The organism is Streptomyces sp. NPDC005791 (assembly GCF_042871485.1).
Classification (GTDB): domain Bacteria; phylum Actinomycetota; class Actinomycetes; order Streptomycetales; family Streptomycetaceae; genus Streptomyces.
The window spans coordinates 109,778-133,962 of record NZ_JBIAIP010000012.1; the positions used below are offsets into that span (position 1 = coordinate 109,778).

Here is a 24,185-nt window from a genome sequence, read left to right on the forward strand (position 1 = left end):
TTCCGCCCGCCGGCGGGCGCTACGCCTTGGTGCCCGCCGGTTCGGGCAGCGGCTCCCCGTCGGCGTCCCCCGCCTCCCGGGCAGGACGTTCGGACGGGCCGGTACGGGCCTGGAGCCCGCGCGGCCCGGCCAGGGCGTACGCCAGCCCGAAGCCCGCCGCCACCACCACCGCACCGCCGACCGCGTCGAGCACCCAGTGGTTGCCCGTGGCGACGATGCACGAGACCGTGAACAGCGGGTGCAGCAGGCCGAGCGCCTTCATCCACGCCTTCGGCGCGAGCAGCACGATCACCACACCGCACCAGAGCGACCATCCGAAGTGCAGCGAAGGCATCGCCGCGTACTGGTTGGTCATCGCGGTCAGCGCTCCGAAGTCGGGGCTGTCCAGGTCCTGCACGCCGTGGACCGTGTCGATGAAGCCGAGTCCCGGCATCAGACGCGGCGGTGCCAGCGGGTAGAGCCAGAAGCCGAGCAGGGCGAGGACCGTGGCGAAGCCGATGGTGGTACGGGCCCAGCGGTAGTCGGAGGGCCGGCGTACGTACAACACCCCGAGGATCGCGAGCGGCACGATGAAGTGGAACGTCGAGTAGTAGTAGTCGAAGAACTCGCGCAGCCAGGGGATGCCGACGACCGTGTGGTTGACCCAGTGCTCGATGTCGATGTGCAGCCACTGCTCGGCGGAGTGGATCTGCCGGCCGTGCTCCTCGGCGGTGGGACGCCCGGCGGTCGCCGCCAGCCGGACCTGCGCGTACGCGGAGTAGACGACCCGGATGAGCAGCAGTTCCAGCAACAGGTTGGGTCGGCTGAGTACCCGGCGCCAGAACGGCAGCAGCGGCACCCACGCGTACCGCGCCGGCACGGGCTTCGCGTGGTCCGTGGGGACCGGCCGCTGCCAGTGGGGCGAGGTGCGGGCCAGGAACGGCACCGCGCACGCCGCGGCGAGCGCGGCGACGAGCAGCGCGTTGTCCCGCACGGGGACTATCACGCCGACGTTCGGCAGCAGCATCTTCCCGGGCAGGGTGAGGACGAGCACCACGACCGTCGGCCAGACCAGCCGGTCCGAGGCCCGGGTGCCGACGCGGCCGACGACGGCGAGCAGCACCCACAGCAGCTGGTGCTGCCAGGCGGTGGGCGACACGGCGACGGCGACGCAGCCGGTGACGGCGACGGCCAGGAGCAGCTGCCCGTCCCGTGCGTAACGGGCCGCGCGGCGCAGCCCGAGGAACGTGACGGCGGCGGCCAGGACCAGGAACAGCACGATCTCGAGCGGCCCCTGGAGCCCGAACCGCAGCAGCGCGCCGTGCAGGGACTGGTTCGCCAGGCTGTCCGGACGCTCCCCGAGTCCGGCACCCGCGAGATGGTGCACCCAGTACGCCCAGGAGTCACGGGGCATCGCCACCCAGGCCAACGCGGTGCAGACGGCGAAGGTGACACCGCCGCTCGCAGCCGCCCGGCGTCTGCCGGTGAGCCAGAACAGGACCGCGAAGAGCAGGACGGCGGGCTGGAGCGCCGCGGCGACACCGGTCAGTACGCCCGGAAGCCGCTCACCGCGTACCGCGAAGCAGGCGAGGAGCACCAGCAGGACCGGCAGGATGCTGGTCTGGCCCAGGTGCAGGGTGTTACGGACAGGCAGCGACACCATCAGCAGCGCGATCGCGACGGGCGCCGCCAGGAACGCGGTGCGCCGGCTCACCGGGGCCGGCAGCGCGCGGACGGCGACGAACCCGAGCACCACGACGAGCAGCAGCGAGCCGAACGTCCATACGACGCCGAGGGCTTGTTCGGCCGAGACCGTCAGCGGTTTCAGGACCAGCCCGGCGAACGGCGTCCCGGTGAACCGGCCCGGGTCGTACAGGGATCCCGCGATGTGCAGGACCCCGGTCGCCCCGGTCCAGGTCTCCAGATCGGTGAGCCGTTCGCCGGGCGGCCGTCTGAGCACCACCGCCACCTGCCGCACCGCGAGGACCCCCACGAGCAGCCAGAGGACCGCTCTGACCACCGCGGCCCTCGGATCCGCCGCCGCGTCCCCCCGCACACTGCGCTCCACATCTGTCACGCTGCGCCGACCCTCCCGTTTCCATGCACTGCCCCATCGGCCGGGTATGTGCGGATGAAGCCTCGCATTGCCCTATGAGGTAGACACACTCCACCCCCTCTTCGCCTGACTGTCATCGGGGATTCGCCGGCCGCATGCCCGAATCCCGGTGGGCGGCCCGTCGAACCAGCCGGAATTCAGCTCTCGTACACGGGCATGTCCGCCTGCCAGCCCGTGAAGAGGGGGACGTCCGACGAGCCGTCCAGGACGACGATGCCGAAGGGCCGGTCGAAGGCAATGTGCCGCACCACCCGCGGCCTCGGGGCGGCGGCCCTCGCGGCCACGACCGTGACCGCCGCGGCCTCCACCCCCTTCTCCGCGATCTTCACCACGGCTTCCTGGACCGCCTCGGAGACGTGCAGGCGCACGGGCGAGAGGCCGGAGAAGTCCGCCGCCGCGGGGTCGGTCGCGAGCCGCACACCGAGCGCCGGCAACTGTTCCGTGATCCGGACCTGTGTCCGCAGGGTGAGGCGTGGCAGCGAGACGGTCACCGCGTCGGCGTCGATCGCGGACCTCGACGCGGTGCGGCCCCACGCCAGGGGCAGCACCTGCGCGGCCCCGTCCCCCGGCGCCCCCAGCACGAACCTGACCCGTGCCGGCGCCGTATCGTACCGCTCCGAGCGGCAGCGCAGCTCGACGACGTACGCGCCCGAGGCCGTCCACACGTCGCGGTGTGCGACCGGCGCGTGCATCGTCGGCACCGGCAGGCTCGTGCCGGCGGCGTCGGTGAAGGGGACGTCACGGGTGCGGGTCATGTCGAACGGCGCGTCCCAGAGCGCCTGCAGGGCCAGCACGTTGACCAGGGCGAGCGCGACGTCGCCACCGAGGTCCAGCGGCAGCCGCTCGATCAGGCCGTCGGTCTCCTCGCGGACCCACGCGTCGATCTCCGCGACGTCGACCGGGCCGAACGCGACGTCGGGCAGCGACTGTTCGTACGCGGCGTGGAGCGGCACGCTGTTCCACACCCGGGTCGCCACGTTCAGCGCCTCGGTGCGCCGCCAGTCCCGCGCCGCCTCCGTCACCACGGCCGCGGCCTCCTGACCGGCCGCGCCGAGCAGGGTGCGCAGCTCCTCCGCCGTCTCCGTACGTGCTCCTGCCGCGACGGCGGTCAGGGCCAGCCACAGCCCGGCGGGCGAGCACACGAAGCCACCCCCGCCGGGCCGCTCCAGCTGCCGTATCCACTGTTCCGCGAGCCGCTGCACGGCCGCTGTCCTGTCCATCGCCATCACTGCCCCCTGTGGGTATCAATGGGTTCGTCATCCCGTCACACCATGGACAGAATGGACCAGTGAACTGGACCGTGACCCCCGAACACTTCGGCAGCCCCGAGGCGACCCTGCTGCGGCGGGACTACTACGACGAGGTGGCGAGCCGCTACTGGGGCCGCCCTGCGACCGGGACGGAGATCGACGACGGACTGAGGGACGACGGCGTCGACCTGCTCGCCCCGCCCACGGGGGAGTTCCTGGTGGGGCGCTACGGGGGCAAGGCGGCGAGCTGCGCGGGCCTGCGGCTGGTCGACGCGGTGACGGCGGAGCTGACCCGGGTGTACGTCCGGCCCGCCTTCCGCTCGTCGGGCGGCGGCGGCCTGCTGCTCGCGGGCATCGAGAATGCCGCGCGGGCTCACGGCGTGCACCGGATCCGCCTGGACACCCGTGACGACCTCGTGGAGGCCCGGGGGCTGTACGCGAAGCACGGGTACGAGGAGGTGCCGGCGTTCAACCAGGGCCCCTACGCGGAGCACTGGTTCGCCAAGGAGCTCTGAGTCCCTGCCGCCGGTCAGCCCATCGAGTGGTCGCGGCGCGGATCCGGCATGTGCGGCTGTTCCCGCCTGGACCCGCTCACCTCGGCCGACAGCTCCGTCACCAGGCGGACCAGGTCGGTGGGGCGGTCCGGGCCCCACCAGTCGCCCAGCAGAGCGGCCAGGGACTCCTCACGGGCCCGGGACAGCCGGACCACGGCCTCCGCGCCCTTCTCGGTGAGGACCAGCTGCATCCCCTCGCGCCGGGCGAAGCCGCGTCCCTCCACCTGGCTGGCGGCGGAGGTGATCACCCTCAGCGGCACGGGGGCGACCTCGGCCAGCCGCCCGGGCTCCACGGTGCCGTGCCGTTTGATGCGCAGCAGCAGCCAACTGGCCGCGGGCTGCAGGTCGTACCCGGCCTTCTCGGTGATCTTCTCGTAGATCTCCCGGCGTCCCTCGCGCGTGGCGAGCACCGACAGGGCGCGGGCGCATTCGTCGTACGAGGAGCGATGGACCGGGTTCGAGGCCAGGGTCTCACTGGTGTCGGGCGCCGTGACCGACCCGCGCAGGGGTTCCTCCTTGAGGAACCAGGCGAGGAGGAACGCGACGAGGACGACGGGCGCCGCGTAGAGGAAGACATCGGTGATCGAGGTCGAGTACGCGCTGAGGACCGAGGGGCGCAGATCCGCCGGGAGCCGGCCGATGGCCCGGGGGTCGGCGGCCAGTGCCCCGGCGTCGACACCGGGAGGAAGGGAACGGCCGCTGAGCGCCGCCTCGAGTTCGCCGGTCAGCCGGTTGGTGAAGATGGTGCCGAAGACGGCCACACCGAACGACGCGCCGATCGACCGGAAGAAGGTCGCCCCGGACGTGGCGACACCGAGGTCCTCGTAGCCCACGGAGTTCTGGACGATCAGCACGAGCACCTGCATCACCAGGCCGAGCCCGGCGCCGAAGACGAAGAAGCAGAGGCTCATCGTCCAGGTGGAGCTGTTCTCGGAGAGCGTGTGGAGCAGCAGCAGGCCGGCCACGGTGAGGGCGGTGCCGGCGATCGGGAAGACCTTCCAGCGGCCCGTCCGGCTGACGATCTGGCCGGAGCCGGTCGAGGTGAGCAGCAGGCCGAGGACCATGGGCAGCATGTGCACACCGGACATGGTCGGGGTGATGCCGTGCACCACCTGGAGGAAGGTCGGCAGGTAGGTCATGGCGCCGAACATCGCGAAGCCGATGACGAAACTGATGGCGGCGACGAGGGTGAAGGTCCTCATCCGGAACAGCTTCAGAGGCAGGACCGGTTCGGCCGCCCGGCGCTCGGCCGCGACGAAGGCCACGAGCAGCACCACTGCGAGGACCGCGAGGACGATGATCTGCGCGGATCCCCAGGCCCAGGTGGTACCGCCGAGCGAGGCGACGAGAACCAGGCAGGTGGCGACGGAGGCGATGAGGAAGGTGCCCAGGTAGTCGATGGTGTGCTGGGTGCGGCGGACCGGGATGTGCAGGGCGGCGGCGATGACGAGCAGCGCGACGACGCCGACGGGCAGGTTGACGTAGAAGACCCAGCGCCAGCTGAGGTGCTCGGTGAAGAACCCGCCGAGCAGCGGTCCCAGCACGCTGGTCACGCCGAAGACCGCACCGAACAGGCCCTGGTACTTGCCCCGTTCGCGCGGGGTGACGATGTCGCCGACGATCGCCATCGACAGCACCATCAGCCCGCCGCCGCCGAGCCCCTGGAGGGCGCGGAAGCCGATCAGCTGCGGCATGTTCTGGGCCATGCCGCAGAGCGCGGAGCCGATGAGGAAGATGACGATGGCCGTCTGGAAGAGCTTCTTGCGCCCGTACTGGTCCCCTAGCTTCCCCCACAGCGGGGTGGCCGCGGTCGCCGCCAGCATGTAGGCGGTGACCACCCACGACAGATGGTCCAGGCCGCCCAGTTCGCTGACGATCGTGGGCAGTGCGGTGGACACGATCGTCTGATCGAGTGCGGCGAGCAGCATGCCGAGAAGCAGCGCGCCGATGGAGACCAGGACACTCCGCCGGGTCCGCCCCTCACCGGGTGCAAGGGGTGGTGGGCTCAGCTGCTGGGCCATGAGCATCTCCTCGGGTCCGCTTCATCCCCATCCTGGCCGCTCTGCTCTGTTATGGCCTGCCGGGCAGCACCACGGGCGTTGGGCTTCCCTGCGGTGGCCTGCATAATCGCAGGCAGTTCAAAGGGGAGGGGAACCCACGATGACCGGACATATATGCCCGGAGTGCGGCGGCGAGCGGAGCGCGAGACCCGGGGCGGGGTGCGCCTGCGGAGCGGGTACGGCCGCGCGGGACGGGCGGGACGCCCGTACGGCGGAGATCGCGGCGGCCGAGGACTTCGATCCGCTGCGGATCCGGCCGTACGTGACGCTGAACAGCGACGGCGCGCAGGACCGGGACCACGGCACCCCTGCGGCGGCCACGACGATGCCGCTGTTCCTGGACGGCGTTCCGGGTGCCGGGCCGGGGGTCGCCGATGCTCCGCGCGCCGGGCGCCCGGAGGGCGTGCCGGGTGCGCCGCCCGAGGCCGCCGTCGCGGACGAGACCCGCCGGCGTACGGCGGCGGCCTACGCGGGCGAGGGGCCCGATCCCGTACAGCCGCGCCGTCGGCGGCCGTTCGCCGTCGTCGCCGTGGGAGCGGCGGTGGCCGCCGTGGTGGGCACGGCCGCTTTCGCGAGCGGCCTGTTCGACGACGAGGACAGTCGGCACACGGCACTCCCCGAGCTCACGACGAGCGCGCCGGACGTGAGCACCGAGCCGGCCGCGTCCGTGTCCGCCTCCCCTTCGGCGTCCCCCTCGACAACACCGTCCCGCTCGGCATCGGCGTCGCCCTCGGCGTCCCCGTCCCCGTCCGCGAGCCCGTCGGCGTCGCGTTCGGCTGCCGCTCCGGCGTCGCCGACACCCTCGGTGTCCACGACGAAGGCCCCCACCACGCCGCCGGCGGCGCCGCCCGCGGAGGAGGTGTCCGGGAGCACGCTGCGTCGCGGCGACCAGGGGGCGGAGGTGTCCGAGCTCCAGCGTCGGCTGCGGGACGTCTGGGTCTACCGGGGGCCGGAGGACGGTACCTACTCGGAGCAGGTGGAGCGTGCCGTCGCCGAGTACCAGCGGTGGGTGTCGGTCCAGGGCGATCCGCCGGGCGTCTACGGGCCGGAGACCCGTCAGGCACTGGAGGGGCAGACGAGCGGCGGCAGGGGGCACCGCTCCTGAGGGGCCGACGCCCGTGCGGGCCGACGGGTCGGCGGACCAGGGGATTGGCCTTTTGGCGCCCGTTTTTGTATCGTGGAGGAACAAAGTAGCCTCCGCTCGTTCTCCCTGACCGGCGGGCGGGGCTGCTTGTTTCTTCACCGCAGCTACGAGCTGTTCCCCCGCGCTCTGGAGCATGCCGATGTCGGCCACCGTCCTCGAAGCCCGCGCCCTCCTGTTGGACATGGACGGCACCCTGGTGAATTCCGACGCGGTGGTGGAACGCTGCTGGCGCCGCTGGGCGATCGCGCAGGGCCTCGATCCCGAGGCGGCACTCAAGGTGGTCCACGGCCGCCAGGGTTACGCCACGATGGCCGCCCTGCTGCCGGACCGCCCCATGGAGCAGAATTACGCGGAGAACCGGATCATGCTCGCCGAGGAGACGGCGGACACGGACGGCGTGGTGCCCATCGGCGGCGCCCCCGCCTTCATGGCGTCGATCGCCGGCCTCCCCCACGCGCTCGTGACCTCGGCCGACGAGGCACTCGCCCAGGCGCGGATGACGGCGGCGGTCCTGCCGATGCCCGAGACCCGCGTCACCGCCGAGATGGTCGGCGCCAGCAAGCCCGACCCGGAGGGCTTCCTCAAGGGCGCCGCCGAGCTCGGCGTCGACCCGGCGGACTGCGTCGTGTTCGAGGACTCCGAGGCGGGTATCGCGGCGGGACGCGCGGCCGGCATGCGCGTCGTGGGCGTCGGCCCGCGCGCGGCGGCGCTCTCCCCCGACGTCCACGTCGAGGATCTGACGCACCTGCGGGTGGAAGCGACCGCGGACGGTTCGATCCGTCTGCACGTCGACGTCCGGTAGCCTCCCCCGCCCACCCTCACTCCCGGTGCAGCAGCCCTCGCGCGACCAGCTGCAACACCAGCGCGACGGCGACGGCCTGCACCGCCATCAGTGCCACCAGGACGAACAACTGCACGGCGCCCGCCTCCACGGGTGAGGCGCCGCCCAGCAGCATGCCCACGAAGGCCCCGGGCAGGGTGACGAGCCCCACCGTCCGGGCCTGGTCCAGCCCCGGCAGCAGCGCGTCCGAGGCCGCGGGGCGTGCGATCTCCAGCCGGGCCTCCCGGTCGAGCAGACCAAGAGCCATCCCCGCCTCCACCTCCCCCCGCCGTGTCGCGAGTTCGTCCAGCGCGCGCCGCCCGCCGAGCACGGTCACGGTGAGGGCGCCCCCGATGAGGATGCCGGTGACCGGGATGAGCGCGATGCCGCGCACCGGGAGGAGCCCGCTCAGCAGCAGTACGGCGACCACGGGCAGGACGCCCGCACCGATGGGCAGCGCGGCCCACCACCAGGTGCGGTTACGGGTGAGCCGCCGGCCCGCGGTGCGCACGGCGACCGCGAACATCAGCACCAGGAAGCCGAGCAGGGGCCCCAGGGAACGCACCACCCAGCCGATGAGCAGGGAGACGGCGGCAAGCTGCACCGCGGCGCGCAGCCCGGCGACGGCGATCTCGCGGGAACGGCCCAGCGAGGCCCACGCGGCGACGGCGACGGCGAACACCAGGAGCAGGGCGAGCACGACACCGAGCGCGGGAGTGACCGGAAGCAGCACGCTGCCACCCTAGGGCGCGTTTCGAAAGTCCCGCCTGCCTGGCGACGCCCCGCGCGGACCTGCAAGAACTGTCGCCCCCTCACCCGCCGAGGTCGAACACGCTTCGGACGGCACATCAGACCTACCACCCCTACCTCTTGATGTGACGTGCACATGTCGTCACTCTGTTACCTGGTGACCACCCCACCGAAACCCGGCGCCGCCACGATGGCCTGGCTTTGCGGTCACCCGCCCAACGTCTTTCCACATCAAGGGAGTTCGCATGTCAGGTATCTACGCGCGTCGCATAGCAGTCCTCGCCGCCTCGGCCGCGCTCGCCGCCACCACCGGGCTCCTCACGGCCCCGACCGCCCAGGCCGCGATGCCCACCCCGGTCAGCGCCTCGACCGCCCGTTCGTATCTGAGTCAGCTCACCGTCTCCGCCGAGGGCTCCTCGTCCGGCTACAGCCGCGACAAGTTCCCCCACTGGATCACCCAGTCGGGAGCCTGCAACACCCGCGAAGTGGTGCTGAAGCGTGACGGCACCGGCGTCGTGCAGGACTCCTCCTGCGCCGCGACCAGCGGCAGTTGGTACTCGCAGTACGACGGCGCCACCTGGACCGCGGCGTCCGACCTGGACATCGACCACATGGTCCCGCTCGCCGAGGCGTGGCGCTCCGGGGCCGGCGGCTGGACCAACACGCAGCGCCAGGCCTTCGCCAACGACCTGACCCGCCCCCAGCTCATCGCGGTCACCGACAACGTCAACCAGTCCAAGAGCGACCAGGACCCGGGCGAGTGGCTCCCGTCGCGCACCGCGTACCGCTGCACCTACGCCCGCGCCTGGGTCCACGTGAAGCACCACTACGACCTCACCGTCGACTCCACCGAGAAGAGCGCCCTGCAGTCCGTCCTCAACGGCTGCTGACCCACCTCCCCGCCCCGGCGGGCCCACCCGGGTGACCGGCCGCGGCCAGGGACACGCCGTCGCCCACACCTACCACCACTGACCACCCGCGGACACGTTGCCCCGGGCGGAACCCAGCGGCCCTCCTCCGTCGTTCCGTAACCTACGGAGCCATCGGTCACGCCGACGCGAGGAGGGCACACATGGCCGGGCTACGCCTGGGACCACTGCTGAGATACGTCGACTGGGAGTCCGGCTCACGGGCGACGGTCTGGGTGGAGGCCACCAGGCCCTGCACGGCGGAGGTCCGCTGTGCGGACGGGGCGGCCGGCGTCTCCCCCACGTTCTCCGTCGAAGGGCACCACTACGCCCTGGTCGTGGTGACGGGCCTGACACCCGGCTCGACCACCCCCTACGAGGTGCTGCTCGACGGCCACCGCGTATGGCCGCCCGAGGACCACGACTTCCCCCCGAGCAGCATCACCACTCCCGCCGTACCGCAGCCGGCGGAGGCGGGCCCTGTTCGTGTGGCCTTCGGCTCCTGCCGCTGGGCGGCCCCTCCGGCGCACGGGCACGACGCCATCGGCCCCGACGCGCTCGACGCGCTGGCCACCCGCCTCGTCGGCGACCCGGAGGCGACACGCCCGGACGTCCTCCTGCTCCTCGGTGACCAGGTGTACGCGGACGAGACGTCGCCGGCCACCCAGCGGCGGCTGGCCGCCCGCCGCGACCTGGCCGAGGCCCCGGGTGCGGAGGTCGCGGACTACGAGGAGTACACCCACCTCTACGACGAGTCCTGGCGCGACCCGGACGTGCGTTGGCTCCTCTCCACGATCCCCAGCTGCATGATCTTCGACGACCACGACGTCATCGACGACTGGAACACCAGCGCCGCCTGGCTCCAGGACATGCGCCGTACACCGTGGTGGCACGAGCGGATCATCAGCGGTCTCATGTCGTACTGGGTCTACCAGCACCTCGGCAACCTCTCCCCCGACGCCCTGGAGGCCGACCCGGTCTACGCGGCCGTACGTGCCGCCCCGGACGGCACCGAGACGCTGCGGGGCCACGCGGCGGCCGCGGACGCCGACCCCACGCGGGCCCGGTGGAGCTATCGACGTGTTTTCGGCCGAGTACGGCTGCTGATGGTGGACACCCGGGCGGCCCGGACCCTCGAGGAACAGCAGCGGTCGATGCTCCGCGACGAGGAGGCCCGGTGGCTGCGCGACGAGATGCTCGCGGACCCCGGCGCGGTCGACCATCTGCTGATCGGCACCTCGCTTCCGTGGCTGCTGCCACCCCTCATACACGACGCGGAGACCTGGAACGCGGCCCTGTGCGGTGGCGAGCGGGGTGAGCGCTGGGCGCGCTTCGGGGAGAAGGTGCGCAGGGCCGGTGACCTGGAGCATTGGGCGGCGTTCCCGGAGTCCTTCCGCCGACTGTCTGAGCTCCTCAGGGAGGCGGGGAGCGGGCCGGGCGCACCTGCGACGGTATGCGTGCTGTCGGGCGATGTGCACCATGCGTACATCGCCGAACCACAGTGGTCCGGTTCTGCCCGGGAGGACGCTCCGGCCTCACACGTCCTGCAGCTGACCTGCTCTCCCGTGCACAACTCCGTCCCCGGCTACCTACGCGCCGGCTTCCGCTTCGGCTGGAGCGGGGCCGGCCGATGGCTGGGGCGCGCGCTGGCGCGCCACGGGCGGACGGGGAGCCCTCCCCTGCGCTGGCACAAGGCGGGCGGACCGTGGTTCGGCAATCAGCTCATGACCCTCACCCTGCACGGCCGAAAAGCTGCGCTGACATTGGTTCAGGCCAGGGACAGACCGACGGGGGCACAGCTCGAGACCGTTCTGGAGCGCACGCTGACTTCGAACGGATGACCAATTTTCAGCCAGTCGACATAATGTTGAACTTGCAAGCAATAATGAGGTCACCCTAACCTGAGGGCCCCGATCGGTTCACGTCCCCAGACCGAAGGAGCCCCACCCCCCATGTCCATACGCCTGAACCAGGCCCAGCCCTACGCGCTCGGCCTCTTCCGCATAGTCATCGGATTCCTGTTCGCCTGCCATGGCGCCGCCTCGCTGTTCGGAGTCCTGGGCGGTTCCGCGGGCGGCGGCACCGTCCCGGCCGGCACCTGGCCGGGCTGGTACGCCGCAGTGATCCAGCTCGTCGGCGGCACCCTGGTCGCACTCGGCCTCGGCACCCGTGTCGCCGCCCTCGTCTCCTCCGGCTCCATGGCCTACGCGTACTTCAAGGTGCACCAGCCCGAGTCGCTGTTCCCCCTTCAGAACGGCGGCGAGGCTTCGGCAGTCTTCTGCTGGGCCTTCCTGCTGCTGGTCTTCACCGGCTCCGGCGCCCTGGGCCTGGACCGCCTGTTCTCCTCACGCGGCGGTTCCGCACGTGAGAGCGAGCCCGCCCGCGAGAAGGCCCCGGCCGTCTCGGTCTGACCCGGCGCCCCCCCGCGACTTCCGCGTGCCCGGCCCCCCTCCTCCCGAGGGGGGCCGGTGTCGTACGTGAGCTGTACGACATCGGCCGCCCACCCGGTGAATACCAGGTGAACCGGGTGAACGGCAGGCGTACGCTGTACAGCTGGCCCTGCCGCTCCTGCCGCTCCCCTGCGACGTCGCGGCGTTGACGCGGATCACGGGAACGGGGAGTAGAAAGTGCTCGAGAGTGTGGGTGCCCTGACCGGCAGCCCATGGATCTACGCAGTGGTCGCCCTCTCGGTACTCCTGGACGTCTTCCTGCCCGTCCTCCCCAGCGGCGTGCTGGTGATCACCGCGGCCACCGCGGCGGCCGCGAGCACGACCTCGGTCACCGCCGCGGCCGGCGAGGCCACCCGACAGGTGCCCTCGCTGCTGGCACTGACCCTCTGCGCGGCCACCGCGTCGGTCCTCGGAGACCTCGCCGCCTACCGCGTCGCCTGGCGGGGTGGCGACCGCCTCGACCGGGCCATCGCCCGGTCCCGCCGCCTCACCTCCGCCCAGGAACGCCTCGGCGCGGCGCTGAGCCGTGGCGGAGGGGTGCTCGTCGTCATCGCCCGTTTCGCTCCGGCCGGCCGATCCGTCGTGTCCCTGGGCGCGGGCGCCGCGCACCGCAAGGTGAAGGAATTCCTGCCCTGGTCGGCCGTGGCGGGAGTGGCCTGGGCGGTCTACAGCGTGGGCCTCGGCTATTTCGGCGGCCAGTGGCTGGGCGCGGGCTGGCTGGGCACGGCCGTCTCCGTCCTCGCCCTGTTCCTGGCGGGCGCCCTGGCCGCACTCGTCGTCCGCCGCCCCGCCCACACCACCGCAGCGGTTCCGGCCGGGACCTGACGGCCCGCGCGACGGCCCGGCCCCTCAGGCCCGGGCGGCGCCCCGTATCTCCAGGCCGTCCAGCAACCGCTGGGTCGCCTCGGCGATCTCGGCCACGGCGCGGTCGAAGACCTCCTGGTTGTGCGCGGCGGGCGCACGGAAGCCCGACACCTTCCGCACGTACTGCAGGGCGGCTGCTCTCATCTCCTCCTCGGTGGCCTCTTCCGGGATGGCTGGTGGACGAAGCGTCTTGATGCTGCGGCACATGCCTCCAGTGTGCGACGCGCCACTGACAACGCACCCTCGACGACGCACCTTCAGGGCCTGGGCCCCCGCCGGCCCTCGAGCCGCTCGAGCGCCGGGATGACGTAGTCCCCGTCGAGAACGGCCTGGTCGGGCAGATGGAGCCGCAACACCGCCCGGAAGCGACCGGTGGGCACCGGCAGCCAGTTCGCCGCTCCGGCCGGGTCCGTGGGCCGCTCCGCGGACAGGCGCAGCGTCAGCGAGCCGTCGGCGCCGTGGACGAGCCCGGGTGTCCGGTCCCCGAGCGCGTACCGGTCCGCCGCGTGCGTGACCAGGTGGCCCCCGGGGCTGTCGTACACGGTCAGTGACCAGAACGCCCGGACCGGCGGCGGCTCTGCGAGGCGCAGGACGTAGCGGTGGGAACCGTCGAGCGGGTGGCCCCGGGAGTCCCGGACCGAGTGGGCGTACACCGCCTCGTACCCATGGGGCAGCCAGTGCCCCCGTCGCGCTGCCACCGCTCTGACCAGGTACGAAGCCTGCCGGTCGGGGATCGTCCACTGCGGCGTGCCGAGGGTGCCGACGCCGAAGTGGTCCAGGTTGTAGTCGCGCAGGTGCGGAGTCGCCTGCCAGGCGGCCGGCGGGCCGTCGGCGAGGAGCGCGGGCCGGCGCGCCGCCTCCTCCACCCGGAGCCTGCCCAGCGCGAGCCCCCGCCTCAGCGCGCGTACGAGGCCGGGCCCGGCCGACACGTACGGCGAGATCCCCTCCTCCAGGAGCCCCAGGGGCTGGAAGCGGTCCTGGTACGCGCGATCGGCGGCGGCCGGCGGGAAGTCAGCCGTCCACACCCGGAGCTCCTCGAAGAACCGCAGCTCCCCCGGCACCCCGGGCTCGGTGGCCGGAAGCCCGGTCCGGTGGGCGCGGTCCCCCAGGTGCGTGAGCGTGAGCTCCTGCTGGAGCGCCCTGACGCGGGGCACGTCCCCGGGCCCGTCGCACGCGAGACGGCCGACGACGGAGACGACGGACGTGGGCGCGTCGATGACCCCCGACACCCCGTCGGGCACGGTGCCGGCCCAGCCGGGCGGCACGATCATCCAGTCCCCCTCGCCCGTGCCGGTGGCCCGGGTGCCGACGTAGGCGAACGCGTTGCTCCACGCGTCCACGAACTGCAGGACGTAGTACGCCCCGCCCGTGTCCGGGACGTGCAGCCTGACCGGCCCTCCGGAGAGGTCGAGCTGGGCGAGCGCGTCGACGAGGTCGGCCGGGGCGTACGGCGTGTGCGTGCCGGGCGTGGCGGGCCCTTCCGCGTGGACGAAGTCGTTGAACGGTACCGGCGCTCCGCCGCCTTCCTGGAGACGGGCCTGGACGGCCGACAGCCGGCGGACGAGCGGCGCCCCGTAGACGTACGCGTCGGCGGCCAGCGCCGTGATCGCGTCCGGTTCCGGGCCGCCTCGTCGCGGGCTCACGTCAGATGACCGGCTTCGCCCGGTGGGCGCACAGGGCCCAGATCACGAAGGTGTCGAGTGCGATGGAGATGATCGCCCAGAGCGGTTGGTACGGAAGCCAGATGAAGTTGGCGATCAGGTTCAGCGCGGCCAGCACGACGCCCACGCCCACGGCCCAGGCCGCGCCTGTGAGGATGCCCCATCCGACGAGCACCAGGATGATCCCGAGGATCACGTGGATCCATCCCCATGCGGTGATGTCGAACTTGAACGTGTAGTTGCTGACGCGCGTGTACACGTCGTCGGACGCGATGCCCGCGATCCCCTTGATGACGGCCAGTACGCCGTCGACGAGGAGCACGACGCCCGCGAACATCACTCCGCCCGCCGCCCAGGGGCTGACGGGGCCGGGGTCGGACGGTCGAGAGGAGCCGGGCGCGGATGCTGACTGGGACATGGGATTCCTCCGTTCGACGAACCACCCCGCATCGCAGCGGGCAGATCCGACCCTGTGCGACGGCTCCCTCCGCCACGACCCGGACGCACCCGGCCGGGTGACGGCCCCGGCGCGCTCAGGGCCCTCCCACGGTCACGACGTGCCCCTGGGCGTCGACGGTGATCACCACCCGCTCGACCCTGTTCGTCAGCGCCAGGACCGCCCACGCGACACCCCACAGGCAACACGAGAACACCGTCAGGAAGGCGTGCAGCACATGGTTGACCGGCTGCCCACGCACCAGCACGGCCTGGCTCCCGGACCGGGACTCCACCCGCCACCCGGCCGCGACCCGCCGGCCCACCACCCAGTCGAGGACCAGGCCCCGCTGTGTGGCGTCCGGGGCCACTCCGCCCACCCCGTAATAACCGGGGGGAGGCTCGAGCGACACCTCGCGCCGGTGTGCTCCACGACGCTTCACGGCGCTCACCTCCAGGTGTCGAGATCGCCGCCCCGCCACTCGATCAGCTCCGGCTGGTCAAGATCGATCTCCTCGGCCCCCTGGGCGAGCCCGGCTCGCCGGAGGAACGAGGCGACTTCCCCACGCCCGTGCGCCAGCCCGACGATCTGACCGTGCACGGTCACCCGTCGTCCACCGGTCGACGAGGGCGGATACACGATCACAGGGGGGTGTCCGGACATGCCTCCACGGTCCCCCTTGCCTCGTCGGCTCGCATCCCGGGGCACCGCAGCGCGCCGGCGCCGCAGCGGGAGCCGCGCGCACAGCGGCAGGACCGCCCCGACCACGACGGCCGCGCGGGTCCCGGCGACGATGGCCGGCCCACCCCGCACCGCCGAGTACGCACGGTGGCGGCCGTGTCGCCCCAGCGGCGGGTCGTGGCGTCAGGGAGCCGGAGGGGCGACGGGTGACAGACCCCGGGACCGAACAGCCACGGCCTCGATGCCCGCCGCCCGCCGCTTGCGCGCCAGGAGTTCCTCCGAAGATCTCATTGCCACCCCCGTTCAAGGAGACGAGGGTAACGACGTCGTGGTACGCCTCTGCTCCGTGACCGGCCGAGTGAACAGACCGACGTGGGACGGAGAACCCGTGAGCGCAGGCAGCCGCAAGGTGCTGGGAGTCGTGGGTACGGCGACCGATGGGGTGGAGACGTTGCGCACCGGGCTGGTCGAGCCGGCCCTCGCACGGGGGTGGCGGGCAGCGGTGACCCTCACACCGAACGCAGGCCGATGGCTGAGGGCGAACGGTGAGTGGGACCGGTTGGAAGCGCTGACCGGCCTCCCTGTACGGGACGCCCCCCGCCTGCCGGCCGAACCCCGCCCGCACCCCGTCGCCGACTGCTACGTCGTCGCACCGGCGAGCGCGAATTTCGCCGCCAAGCTCGCGACGGGCATCGCGGACAACCAGGCCCTGACCCAGGTGAACGAGGCACTCGGCACGGTCGGCGTCCCGGTGGTGCTGTTCCCCCGGATCAACGCGGCACACGCCCGGCACCCGGCGTGGGAGGGCCACATCGAGACGCTGCGCGGGGCGGGCGTGGACCTGGTGTACGGATCGGACGTCTGGCCCCTGTACGAACCACGTCAGGGCCCGGCGGTCCGGGAGCTTCCGTGGGTGGCCATCCTGGAGCGCCTGGCCGTGCGCTCCCGTTGACGCGGGGCGTCCCTAGGATGGCCCGACGTACACGGACCGACGGGCGGGACGGGTGGGTCATGGCAGGCCGGGTCACAGCGGTGAGCAGCAACGGGACGTACGCGTTCAGCAAACCCAATCGCGCCTCCGTCACGCTGCTCGCGGGCCTCGGCGTCGAGGGGGACGTCCACGCGGGCGAGACGATCCGGCACCAGTTCCGCATGACCTACGAGCCGGACCTGCCCAACCTGCGTCAGGTCCACCTGATGCACGAGGAGCTCTTCGACGAGCTGGCCCTCAAGGGGTACGCCGTCGCGGCCGGCCAGCTCGGTGAGAACATCACCACCCGCGACGTCGACCTGCTCGGCCTCCCGGCCGGCACCCTGCTGCACCTCGGAGAACGGGCGGTGGTGGAGGTGACGGGCCTGCGCAACCCGTGCGCGAAGATCAACGATTTCCGCCCGGGCCTGCTCGGAGAGGTGTTCGCCCTCGATCCCGTATCGGGGGACTTCACGTTCACGTCCGGCATCATGGCCGTGGTCCGCAGCGGCGGACCGGTGCGCCCGTACGACGTCATCGAGGTCGAGCTGCCACCGCCCCCGCACCACCCGCTCGAACGCGTCTGAAGGGCCCTGTCAGCTCGGCGTCGGGCCGGTTCGTCGCTCATGCCGCGCACGCGCCCGGTGATGGGCTTCGCGGAGCAGTCGCCGCACGGCCTCAGCGGTCCGCCGGCCCGGATTCACCACCGCGAGCCAGCCGGCGGAGCCGTAGACGGGGTGCGCCCTCACGACGTCGGGGACGCCGAGGTCGTCGTCGGGGTCCGCTTCGCGCGGTACGTGGCCGGTCCAGTCGCTGAACGCCTCCTTCCCCGCGGCGATGTTGAGACGGAAGGTGTCCGGGCGGTCGAGGCGCGACCTCTCGTCGCCGGGACAGTCCTTCGTCACGATGGTCGCGAAGGGCTGGACCGTTGCCGGCATGAGGCCGTCGGGTGCGTAGTAGAGGAAAGTGTCCCCCCAGCTGATCTGCGGTGAGCCGTCGTCGGGCCCCGGCCTGACGGCCAGGACTCCGTCGAGGTCTTCCACGAAAGCGATGATCTCGTCGATGGTCATGTGCTCAAGTGTTTCGTTGAAGTGCTTGTGGAGACTTCGAGCCGGACGAAATGGAGCAGTGCTTGCCAACCCTCAACTCGCCGGCCTTGCGTACGGCCGATGTCGCGCGACGAGCCGGATACTCCGTCCAGCAGATCCGCAACCTCGAACGGGACGGTGTCCTTCCCCCGGCCGAGCGCACGGCTTCGGGCTACCGCCTCTACGGCGAGATCCACCTGCGGTCCGCGCTGGCCTACCGAGCCCTCGCGACCGCCACAGGCCCGGTCGAGGCCAAGCGGATCGCTCGAGCCGTGCACCAGCGCCCGACCGCGGAGGTGCTGGCCCTGCTCGACGCGGCTCACGCCGGGCTCCACCGGGAACGCAGGGACCTCGAACTGGCCAAGGAGGCCGCCGCGGCGATCTCCGCCGAAGTGATCGGTGACGTTCGGCCGTCGGACTCGATGAGCGTCTCCGAACTCGCCGCCGCGCTCGGCGTGCGCCCTTCGACCTTGCGGCACTGGGACGCCGAAGGGCTCGCTGTCCCGGACCGGGTCCCCCCGCGAGACACGCGACGGTACTCGCCGGCCCAGACCAGGGACGCCAGGATCGTGCACCAACTACGCGGCGCCGGCTACCGCATCGGCCCGCTCCGGTCCTTGATGCCGGCCCTTCGACGCGGGCGCGGACGGGAGGAGATAGGAGCCGCGCTGGCCGGCCGGGACGCGAGCGTCACGGCCCGCTCGCGCGCCCTCCTCGAGGCCGCGGGCCCGCTCGGCGCGGTACTCGCCGCGCGCTCGCCGGCAGCCTCACCGTGCGATGACGGGGGCCGGCCGTAACCGCTGGATCACTGGCATAGGCTCCGCGTACGCGCATGCGGAGCATGCACGGCCGAGGGGGGCGTTCATGACTGATTCCTGGACAGACGATGCACGGGCCGACGGCGGTACGCCCGCCGGAAGGCCCCGCCGCCGACGCGTGCTGTCGCGCCTCGGGATCGCCGCCCTCGTCCTGGCGGTGCCGGCCGGAGGGATCGTCTGGCTGTTCCAGGACGAGCTGTTCCACCCGTTCGGCGACCCACAGGCGTGCGCGGGAAGCGACGTACAGCTGTCAGGCGGGTTCGGCGCGGCGCTCCCAGCAGACGCCTCCGACGTCCACTACTTCACGCATGACGGCCGCGCCCAAGTCTCCTTCCTGAGCGGTCGGATGCCGGACTACCTCCACCGAGCGGGCCTCGTCCCCGCCGGTGAGCCCCCGCTCGCCGGGCAGGACGGCGGCGCCTACGCGCTCGGCGAAGGGGAAACCGAACTCCCACAGGGCCTGTGCGGCTCCGGCGTCCGGGGCCCCGTCGCGTCCTACACGGGCACGGCCGTCACCGTACTGGTCGAGCGTTCCCCGTTCACCGCCGACCGCTTCCGGAACCCGGCGCGCGCCATCGTCACGTACACCCTGCCGTGAGACCTGTGACGCCGCGCGGCACACGAGCTCGGCCGAACCAGGGAACCGGGCGCACCCGTGCGGGCGTCCCGGTACCGGGGACCGGTGATCACCACCGTCTCGACGGGCACGACTCCAAGGCGGGGACAGATGACGGGCACGGCCACCGGCGCCCCGCGTGCCACTGACCGACGGCGAACGCTCGGCCGACGCCGACGTACATACGGGCTGGTGGGCTGTGGCATCGTGCTCGCCGCGCCCACCGCTCTGCTCGTCGTCCGGCTGACGGGGTTCGACGCGGGAACGCCGCTCGCGGTACCCATGGCGCTCTTTCCGTACGCGGCGGTTCTCGTCGCACTGGTCCTGGGCACGATGGTCGCTGTTCCCGTCCTGCGGTCCGGGTGGGCGGTGGCCGTCGTCGCCGTCCTACTGCTCACTCACATGGCTCTGCTCGCACCACGGTTCGTACCCGAGGGCCGACATGTTCCGCCGGACGCGTTCGAGTTGCGTGTCGCCACCGTCAACGCCGATGCCGGCGCCGTTGATCCCCGTGCGTTGGTGGATCTGGTCCGCACCGAGCGCATCGATGTGCTGGCCGTGGAGCAGATGCCGTCGGGGGGTGTGGACGCCCTCGAGAAGGCCGGCTTGGGCGCACTGATGCCGCACCAGGAACTGCACCCCGAGTACGACTCCTCGATCTACTCGCGGCACCCGCTGTCTCGCGCCGGCACGACGAAGGTCGACACCGCCTGGCCCCAGACCACCGCGGACGTCGTCGTCGGCGGGCGCACGGTGCAGTTTGTGGCCGTTCACACCTATTACCCGCTCGGAGACGCGGAGCGCTGGACCAGGGACATGGATGCCCTCACCTCCATGGCCCGGCGCAGCGGCCCGGACACCGTGTTCCTGGGCGACTTCAACGCGTCTCTCGACCACGCCCCGATGCGGGAGCTGATCGCGGCCGGCCTCACGGACACCCACGCCGAACTCGGCCACGGATGGGCCCCCACCTGGCCCGTCGGCCTTGCTCTCGTCCCGCCCCTGATCCAACTGGACCACGTCCTGCACGGTCCCGGCCTGGCAGGGGTCTCCGTCGGCGAGCACACCGTGCCGGGCACGGACCATCGGGCGGTCGTCGCGGTACTGGCGCTACTGCCGACGTAAGGCTGTACCGGCGGAGAGACCTCGTGATCCGGCCCCCCAGCTGAATACCGGCTTCACAAGGCAATCGGACGGTATGCCACGGCCTCGTCGACCACTTCCTCAGCAGACAACTCCCGCTCCGGCGGCCAGAGGATCAGGCCGCTGACATGGCCGGACGGGCAGAGCAGAGCTCTGTCGAGGCTGTCCAGCCAGTCGTCCACCTGGTCCTCGGAGGAGTAGTCCGCCTCGATGATCCGCTGCACGAGCGCGACCGCTTCCGCCCGACTCAACTCCACTGCACTCATCAGGTCCTCTCCGAGTCCGAAGTAGTCGACAGGACCTCAGACGCCGACTCTCGTCAGGTGAGGGGGCCGCCGTAGGTGTGGAAACCGTTGGTGTCGAGGGATGGTGACCGGCCGCCCGATACAGGCTGGGGAGTTGTGCCGGATCGGTCGGAGCTGGACACACCGGCACCTCTGATTCGTCGACGACCGAGCGATCTCTAGAACAGCTCCGGGAGCGATCACACCGGGCACACCAGGGCGCGGCCGCTCCCGATCCCGTCCGCTCATGGAGTCAGTCCAGGAAATAGGACCAGAACGCAAGGGTGGCGTACTGATGGTCTTCGGGAGTCGCCACAGGACGACCGAACTCGTGGTGCCAGTAGTCGACCAGATCGACACCGTAGTAAATGATGTCCGTCTGGTACATCGACAACACCGGCGTGCCGGTGCGGTCCGGATCGGCCAGTAGAAACCGATGCGAATAGACCGGCACCATCACCGGGACCGCGGCCAGGTGTCTGCGAGCCACCTTCAAGGCTTCCTGCGCGCCCGTCGGCCGCGAATCCCAGTCCGGGTGCCAGAACCCGTTGTGTTCCACGTCGAAGAGCACGCCGTCCACCGGCCAGGCCAGCCGCGCCGCCAGGTCCTCGGGGTCGCCGTCCCTCCAATCGGGCCAGCCACGGCTTCCGGTCGGCAGTCCCGCACCCAGCAGCGTCCGATGCTCCGGAGCGAATCGGAACCCCCAGCGCTCCTCGACCCGGTCGAGTTCCCGCTCACTCATGCCAGGCTCGACCTCGGCCTGGGCAGGAAGCATGGCGAGCAACGACCGCGCGTCGCTCGTGGTCAGCGGGCTCTGCGGACTGATCGAGATCATGCGTGGAACGGTAGGCCACGTCCGACCGTCACCGCATGCGCCGCAGAAATCATCGACTGCTCCGCACCCGCTCGCGACGCCACATCGCCGCATGCCCGTCGCTTTGCTGCCCCTTGCGCATGTCAGCCGCATGATGCGTGAGCCGCCACTTCCCACAACGTAATCCAAGACGGCTATGGCATGTCGAAGGCCCCCGACCATGATCGGTCGGGGGCCTTCGTACTGGTGGGCGCGGACGGTTTCGAACCGCCGACATCTGCTTTGTAAGAGCAGCGCTCTACCCCTGAGCTACGCACCCGTGGATGAGGCAACAGGTTACATGGCCCGAGGCCCCCCGCCGCAATCCGGTTGTCCGTCCCTTCCCCGCCCCCGCCCTCCCCCCGGAGCCGTTACGGGGGATATCCCCACTCCGAGACGGTGGCCGTCCGGATCGTTCACGGGGTGGGCCCGTACTTACGGTGGAGCCACATCGGCAGCGCTCTCAGGGGGACCCGACACCATGACCATCCGTACACGCCGTACCCGGGCCCTCGTGGCCGCCGCCGGGACCGTGCTGCTCCTCGCCGGGCTCAGTGGCTGTGGCAGCGCGGACGCGGAGGACGCGCCCGCCGAGCACAAGTCGTTCGCCTTCAGCGGGAAGGCGCTCTCCATCGACGCCGAAAACTCGACCCTGGATCTCGTGCCCGCCGACGTGGAACAGATCGAGGTGACCCGTCGGGTCGACGGGTGGGTCATGCTGGGCAGTGGTCCGGATCCCGTGTGGAAGCTCGACGGGGACGAGCTGAGGCTCGAGGTGAAGTGCCGAGGACTGGTCAGCAACTGTGAGGCGCACCATGAGGTGAAGGTGCCCCGGGGGCTGGCCCTTACCGTGCAGGGGGACAACGGCAAGGTCACCGCGGCCGGCTTCACCGGCCCCCTCAAGGTCACCGCCGACAACGGCGGGATCAGGGTGCGTGACGTGTCCGGGCCGCTGGAGCTGAGCGCCGACAACGGTTCGGTCGAGGCCGAGCGGGTTTCGGGGAGCTCCGTGATCGCCCGCGCGGACAACGGGGCCGTCCGGATCGGGCTGAGCCGGGTACCGGATCTGGTGGACACCGTCAGTGACAACGGGAGCGTCACCATCGACCTGCCGGCCGGCAGAAGTGCGTACGCGGTGTCTGCCGAGGCCGACAACGGGGACGTCTCCGTCAAGGTGCCCCGCAGCGAGAGCAGCAAGCACGTGGTGAAGGCGCGCAGCGACAACGGCGAAGTCACCGTCCGAACTGCGAACTAACCGGCCCGTGCGTTCGTCCTAACTGGTGGGAGAATGAACCGGGCAGGGCGGATCGGCACGGGAGAGGGATGTGACGGCGACACACACGCGGCCGCAGGCGCAAGCGAGTGTTGGGGCCACCGTCAGGGACGTCCTGGTGCTGATGCTGCTGCCGGTTCCGTTGGTCGTCGCGGCGCTGCCGGGTGCCTTCGCCGGCGGCGGGACCCGCCGCTGGTTCGGGGGTCGCGGGGAGAATCAGCGGGCCGACGCGCAGGCGGCGAAGGATGCGGCAGCCGCAGCGTTCTACGAGCTGGACACCGCTCAGCGCGATCTGCGGATCTCGATCGAGACGATCACCGCCGTGGACAGTTCGCCCCGCGCCCGTAAGGCGGCGGAGGACTTCGCGGCCCTGGGCCGGCGGATCGACGAGGTCAGCCACGCATACATCACCGCGGTCGACGCGCACGACCTCGACCGGGACGATCTGGAGCCCTCGGCGGTGGCCGGTGCGCGGACCCAGCTGACGCGGGCCAAGGACGACCTCGTACGGGTGAAGGGTGAGCTCGACCGGTTCGCTCAGGGGCTCGGGACCCTGCTCAGCAGTGCGGAGACCCAGCTCGCGCGGCTCGCTCCCGCCGTGGAGCGGGCCCGGCACACCCTGCTCGCCGCGAGCGACGCCCTGGATGCGGTCCGTGCCTCGGGGCTGCGGGCGGACGACCTCGCGGCACGGCTCGCCGCTCTTGCCCCGGAGCTGACCAAGCTCAACCAGGGCGCTGGGCAGCACGGCGTGGCCGAGACGCTGCGGCGTGCCGATCAGGTGCTGCGGGACGCCGAGGCGGTCCGGGCGGAGGCGGAACAGCTTCCCGAGCGGGCCGCCGAGATCGACCGCCGACTGGTGTCGCTGCGCACCAGGGCCCAGGCGCTGACGACGCGCGCCGGGCAGGTCGAGCCGGTGCTCAGCGAGCTCCGACGGCGCTTCTCGGCCGCCTGCTGGCAGGATCTGCAGCCGGTTCCCGAACAGGCGGCGGTCAATGTCCGGCAGGCCGAGGCGAAGCTGGCGGAGGCCGCCGAGGCGCGGTCCGAGCAGCGCTGGCCCGATGCGACGTCCCGCCTGAGTACGGTCCGGGCGCTGCTCAACACGACCGACGAGGCGGTGTCGGCCGCCGGGGACCGGCTGCAGCGGCTCGACGCGGTGGCCAAGAATCCGCAGGCGGAGATCGACCGCACCCGGTTCACGATCCGGGACGCCCAGCGTCTCGCCATGGCCGGACGCAACACGCCCGACCCGCGCCATGCCCGCCCGCTGGACGACGCCGTCGCGCGGCTGGACCGGGCGATCGCCGGGCTCGACGGGCGCCACCCCGACTACTGGCATTTCCTCACCGAGACCGAGGCGGTGCGACGGACGTCGAACCAGGTGGTGTCCGCGATCCGGGAGGAGCTCGGAGGCGGCGCCTGAGGCGCCCGGCCACGCGGGAGCGAGCGGGCTGACTTGTCCCCGGCAGC

26 protein-coding genes and 1 tRNA gene are annotated in these 24,185 nt (G+C 71.8%); 14 read left to right on the forward strand and 13 right to left on the reverse strand.

From position 1 onward, the window contains the following. Positions 1-19 precede the first annotated feature (19 nt). Both ACFYSH_RS23425 and ACFYSH_RS23430 read right to left on the reverse strand, forming a co-directional pair. Positions 20-2,056: a bifunctional glycosyltransferase 87/phosphatase PAP2 family protein gene (locus tag ACFYSH_RS23425; protein WP_359471253.1), complete on the reverse strand. Its 2,037-nt coding sequence runs from the start codon at positions 2,054-2,056 to the stop codon at positions 20-22. Between the two features lie 176 nt (positions 2,057-2,232). After that, positions 2,233-3,315 (reverse strand): serpin family protein, encoded by a 1,083-nt coding sequence (locus ACFYSH_RS23430; RefSeq protein ID WP_388754917.1) that lies wholly within the window; start codon positions 3,313-3,315, stop codon positions 2,233-2,235. A 68-nt stretch (positions 3,316-3,383) separates the two neighbouring features. On the opposite strand from ACFYSH_RS23430, the gene ACFYSH_RS23435 reads away from it, so the two are divergent. Next, complete coding sequence (locus ACFYSH_RS23435; RefSeq protein WP_359471249.1) at positions 3,384-3,860, forward strand: GNAT family N-acetyltransferase; 477 nt, start codon at positions 3,384-3,386, stop codon at positions 3,858-3,860. Positions 3,861-3,874: 14 nt separating this feature from the next. Here ACFYSH_RS23435 and ACFYSH_RS23440 read toward each other — a convergent pair whose 3' ends face one another. Next, the gene (locus tag ACFYSH_RS23440) at positions 3,875-5,920 is read right to left on the reverse strand and encodes a DHA2 family efflux MFS transporter permease subunit (protein WP_388754920.1); all 2,046 of its coding nucleotides are present in this window, start codon (positions 5,918-5,920) and stop codon (positions 3,875-3,877) included. 139 nt (positions 5,921-6,059) lie between these two features. On the opposite strand from ACFYSH_RS23440, the gene ACFYSH_RS23445 reads away from it, so the two are divergent. Together ACFYSH_RS23445 and ACFYSH_RS23450 are read left to right on the forward strand one after the other, a co-directional pair. Continuing rightward, on the forward strand, positions 6,060-7,064 hold the full coding sequence (locus ACFYSH_RS23445) for a peptidoglycan-binding protein (RefSeq protein WP_388754923.1): 1,005 nt from the start codon (positions 6,060-6,062) through the stop codon (positions 7,062-7,064). Between the two features lie 178 nt (positions 7,065-7,242). Beyond that, positions 7,243-7,905, forward strand: coding sequence for an HAD-IA family hydrolase (locus ACFYSH_RS23450; protein ID WP_359471243.1), 663 nt, complete (start codon positions 7,243-7,245; stop codon positions 7,903-7,905). Between the two features lie 16 nt (positions 7,906-7,921). Here ACFYSH_RS23450 and ACFYSH_RS23455 read toward each other — a convergent pair whose 3' ends face one another. Further along, positions 7,922-8,656 carry an ABC transporter permease gene (locus ACFYSH_RS23455; protein WP_388754926.1) on the reverse strand — a complete coding sequence of 245 codons (735 nt, stop codon included), beginning with the start codon at positions 8,654-8,656 and terminating at the stop codon, positions 7,922-7,924. Positions 8,657-8,918: 262 nt separating this feature from the next. Between ACFYSH_RS23455 and ACFYSH_RS23460 the strand changes: the two genes are divergently transcribed. The 4 genes from ACFYSH_RS23460 (at position 8,919) to ACFYSH_RS23475 (ending at position 12,856) form a co-directional block, all read left to right on the forward strand. Further along, complete coding sequence (locus ACFYSH_RS23460; protein WP_359471238.1) at positions 8,919-9,563, forward strand: HNH endonuclease family protein; 645 nt, start codon at positions 8,919-8,921, stop codon at positions 9,561-9,563. Positions 9,564-9,745: 182 nt separating this feature from the next. Next, a complete protein-coding gene (locus ACFYSH_RS23465) occupies positions 9,746-11,422 on the forward strand; it encodes an alkaline phosphatase D family protein (RefSeq protein WP_388754929.1) in 1,677 nt (558 codons plus the stop codon). A gap of 111 nt (positions 11,423-11,533) precedes the next feature. Continuing rightward, on the forward strand, positions 11,534-11,992 hold the full coding sequence (locus ACFYSH_RS23470; RefSeq protein WP_359471217.1) for a DoxX family protein: 459 nt from the start codon (positions 11,534-11,536) through the stop codon (positions 11,990-11,992). A 216-nt stretch (positions 11,993-12,208) separates the two neighbouring features. Continuing rightward, positions 12,209-12,856: a VTT domain-containing protein gene (locus ACFYSH_RS23475; RefSeq protein ID WP_359471215.1), complete on the forward strand. Its 648-nt coding sequence runs from the start codon at positions 12,209-12,211 to the stop codon at positions 12,854-12,856. A gap of 24 nt (positions 12,857-12,880) precedes the next feature. On the opposite strand, the gene ACFYSH_RS23480 is transcribed toward ACFYSH_RS23475, so the two are convergent. From ACFYSH_RS23480 to ACFYSH_RS23500, 5 genes are all read right to left on the reverse strand, one after another. Further along, the gene (locus ACFYSH_RS23480) at positions 12,881-13,102 is read right to left on the reverse strand and encodes a DUF2277 domain-containing protein (protein ID WP_031099309.1); all 222 of its coding nucleotides are present in this window, start codon (positions 13,100-13,102) and stop codon (positions 12,881-12,883) included. A 50-nt stretch (positions 13,103-13,152) separates the two neighbouring features. Further along, entirely contained in the window at positions 13,153-14,538 is a 1,386-nt protein-coding gene (locus ACFYSH_RS23485) for a DUF1254 domain-containing protein (RefSeq protein ID WP_388754932.1), read from the reverse strand. A gap of 1 nt (position 14,539) precedes the next feature. Continuing rightward, positions 14,540-14,974: a hypothetical protein gene (locus tag ACFYSH_RS23490; RefSeq protein ID WP_359471210.1), complete on the reverse strand. Its 435-nt coding sequence runs from the start codon at positions 14,972-14,974 to the stop codon at positions 14,540-14,542. Between the two features lie 115 nt (positions 14,975-15,089). After that, complete coding sequence (locus ACFYSH_RS23495) at positions 15,090-15,434, reverse strand: hypothetical protein (RefSeq protein WP_359471208.1); 345 nt, start codon at positions 15,432-15,434, stop codon at positions 15,090-15,092. 5 nt (positions 15,435-15,439) lie between these two features. Continuing rightward, on the reverse strand, positions 15,440-15,655 hold the full coding sequence (locus ACFYSH_RS23500) for a hypothetical protein (RefSeq protein ID WP_359471206.1): 216 nt from the start codon (positions 15,653-15,655) through the stop codon (positions 15,440-15,442). Between the two features lie 406 nt (positions 15,656-16,061). Between ACFYSH_RS23500 and ACFYSH_RS23505 the strand changes: the two genes are divergently transcribed. Then, on the forward strand, positions 16,062-16,625 hold the full coding sequence (locus ACFYSH_RS23505) for a flavoprotein (RefSeq protein ID WP_388754936.1): 564 nt from the start codon (positions 16,062-16,064) through the stop codon (positions 16,623-16,625). A 59-nt stretch (positions 16,626-16,684) separates the two neighbouring features. Beyond that, positions 16,685-17,230, forward strand: a complete 546-nt coding sequence (locus ACFYSH_RS23510) for an MOSC domain-containing protein (RefSeq protein WP_359471202.1) — start codon at positions 16,685-16,687, stop codon at positions 17,228-17,230. 9 nt (positions 17,231-17,239) lie between these two features. On the opposite strand, the gene ACFYSH_RS23515 is transcribed toward ACFYSH_RS23510, so the two are convergent. After that, positions 17,240-17,713, reverse strand: coding sequence for a DUF6194 family protein (locus tag ACFYSH_RS23515; RefSeq protein WP_359471200.1), 474 nt, complete (start codon positions 17,711-17,713; stop codon positions 17,240-17,242). A 62-nt stretch (positions 17,714-17,775) separates the two neighbouring features. On the opposite strand from ACFYSH_RS23515, the gene ACFYSH_RS23520 reads away from it, so the two are divergent. From ACFYSH_RS23520 to ACFYSH_RS23530, 3 genes are all read left to right on the forward strand, one after another. Then, positions 17,776-18,528 (forward strand): MerR family transcriptional regulator, encoded by a 753-nt coding sequence (locus ACFYSH_RS23520; RefSeq protein WP_359471198.1) that lies wholly within the window; start codon positions 17,776-17,778, stop codon positions 18,526-18,528. A gap of 67 nt (positions 18,529-18,595) precedes the next feature. Then, positions 18,596-19,147 (forward strand): hypothetical protein, encoded by a 552-nt coding sequence (locus ACFYSH_RS23525; RefSeq protein ID WP_359471196.1) that lies wholly within the window; start codon positions 18,596-18,598, stop codon positions 19,145-19,147. Positions 19,148-19,357: 210 nt separating this feature from the next. Next, on the forward strand, positions 19,358-20,290 hold the full coding sequence (locus ACFYSH_RS23530) for an endonuclease/exonuclease/phosphatase family protein (RefSeq protein WP_388754941.1): 933 nt from the start codon (positions 19,358-19,360) through the stop codon (positions 20,288-20,290). Between the two features lie 53 nt (positions 20,291-20,343). Here ACFYSH_RS23530 and ACFYSH_RS23535 read toward each other — a convergent pair whose 3' ends face one another. The 3 genes from ACFYSH_RS23535 to ACFYSH_RS23545 form a co-directional block, all read right to left on the reverse strand. Beyond that, entirely contained in the window at positions 20,344-20,574 is a 231-nt protein-coding gene (locus ACFYSH_RS23535; RefSeq protein ID WP_359471192.1) for an e9imm peptide, read from the reverse strand. A gap of 271 nt (positions 20,575-20,845) precedes the next feature. After that, on the reverse strand, positions 20,846-21,427 hold the full coding sequence (locus tag ACFYSH_RS23540) for a hypothetical protein (RefSeq protein WP_359471190.1): 582 nt from the start codon (positions 21,425-21,427) through the stop codon (positions 20,846-20,848). A gap of 223 nt (positions 21,428-21,650) precedes the next feature. After that, positions 21,651-21,725 (reverse strand) — tRNA-Val (locus tag ACFYSH_RS23545). 201 nt (positions 21,726-21,926) lie between these two features. Between ACFYSH_RS23545 and ACFYSH_RS23550 the strand changes: the two genes are divergently transcribed. Together ACFYSH_RS23550 and ACFYSH_RS23555 are read left to right on the forward strand one after the other, a co-directional pair. Then, positions 21,927-22,700, forward strand: a complete 774-nt coding sequence (locus tag ACFYSH_RS23550; RefSeq protein WP_388754945.1) for a DUF4097 family beta strand repeat-containing protein — start codon at positions 21,927-21,929, stop codon at positions 22,698-22,700. Between the two features lie 70 nt (positions 22,701-22,770). Beyond that, on the forward strand, positions 22,771-24,138 hold the full coding sequence (locus tag ACFYSH_RS23555; protein WP_388754948.1) for a hypothetical protein: 1,368 nt from the start codon (positions 22,771-22,773) through the stop codon (positions 24,136-24,138). Positions 24,139-24,185: the final 47 nt, after the last annotated feature.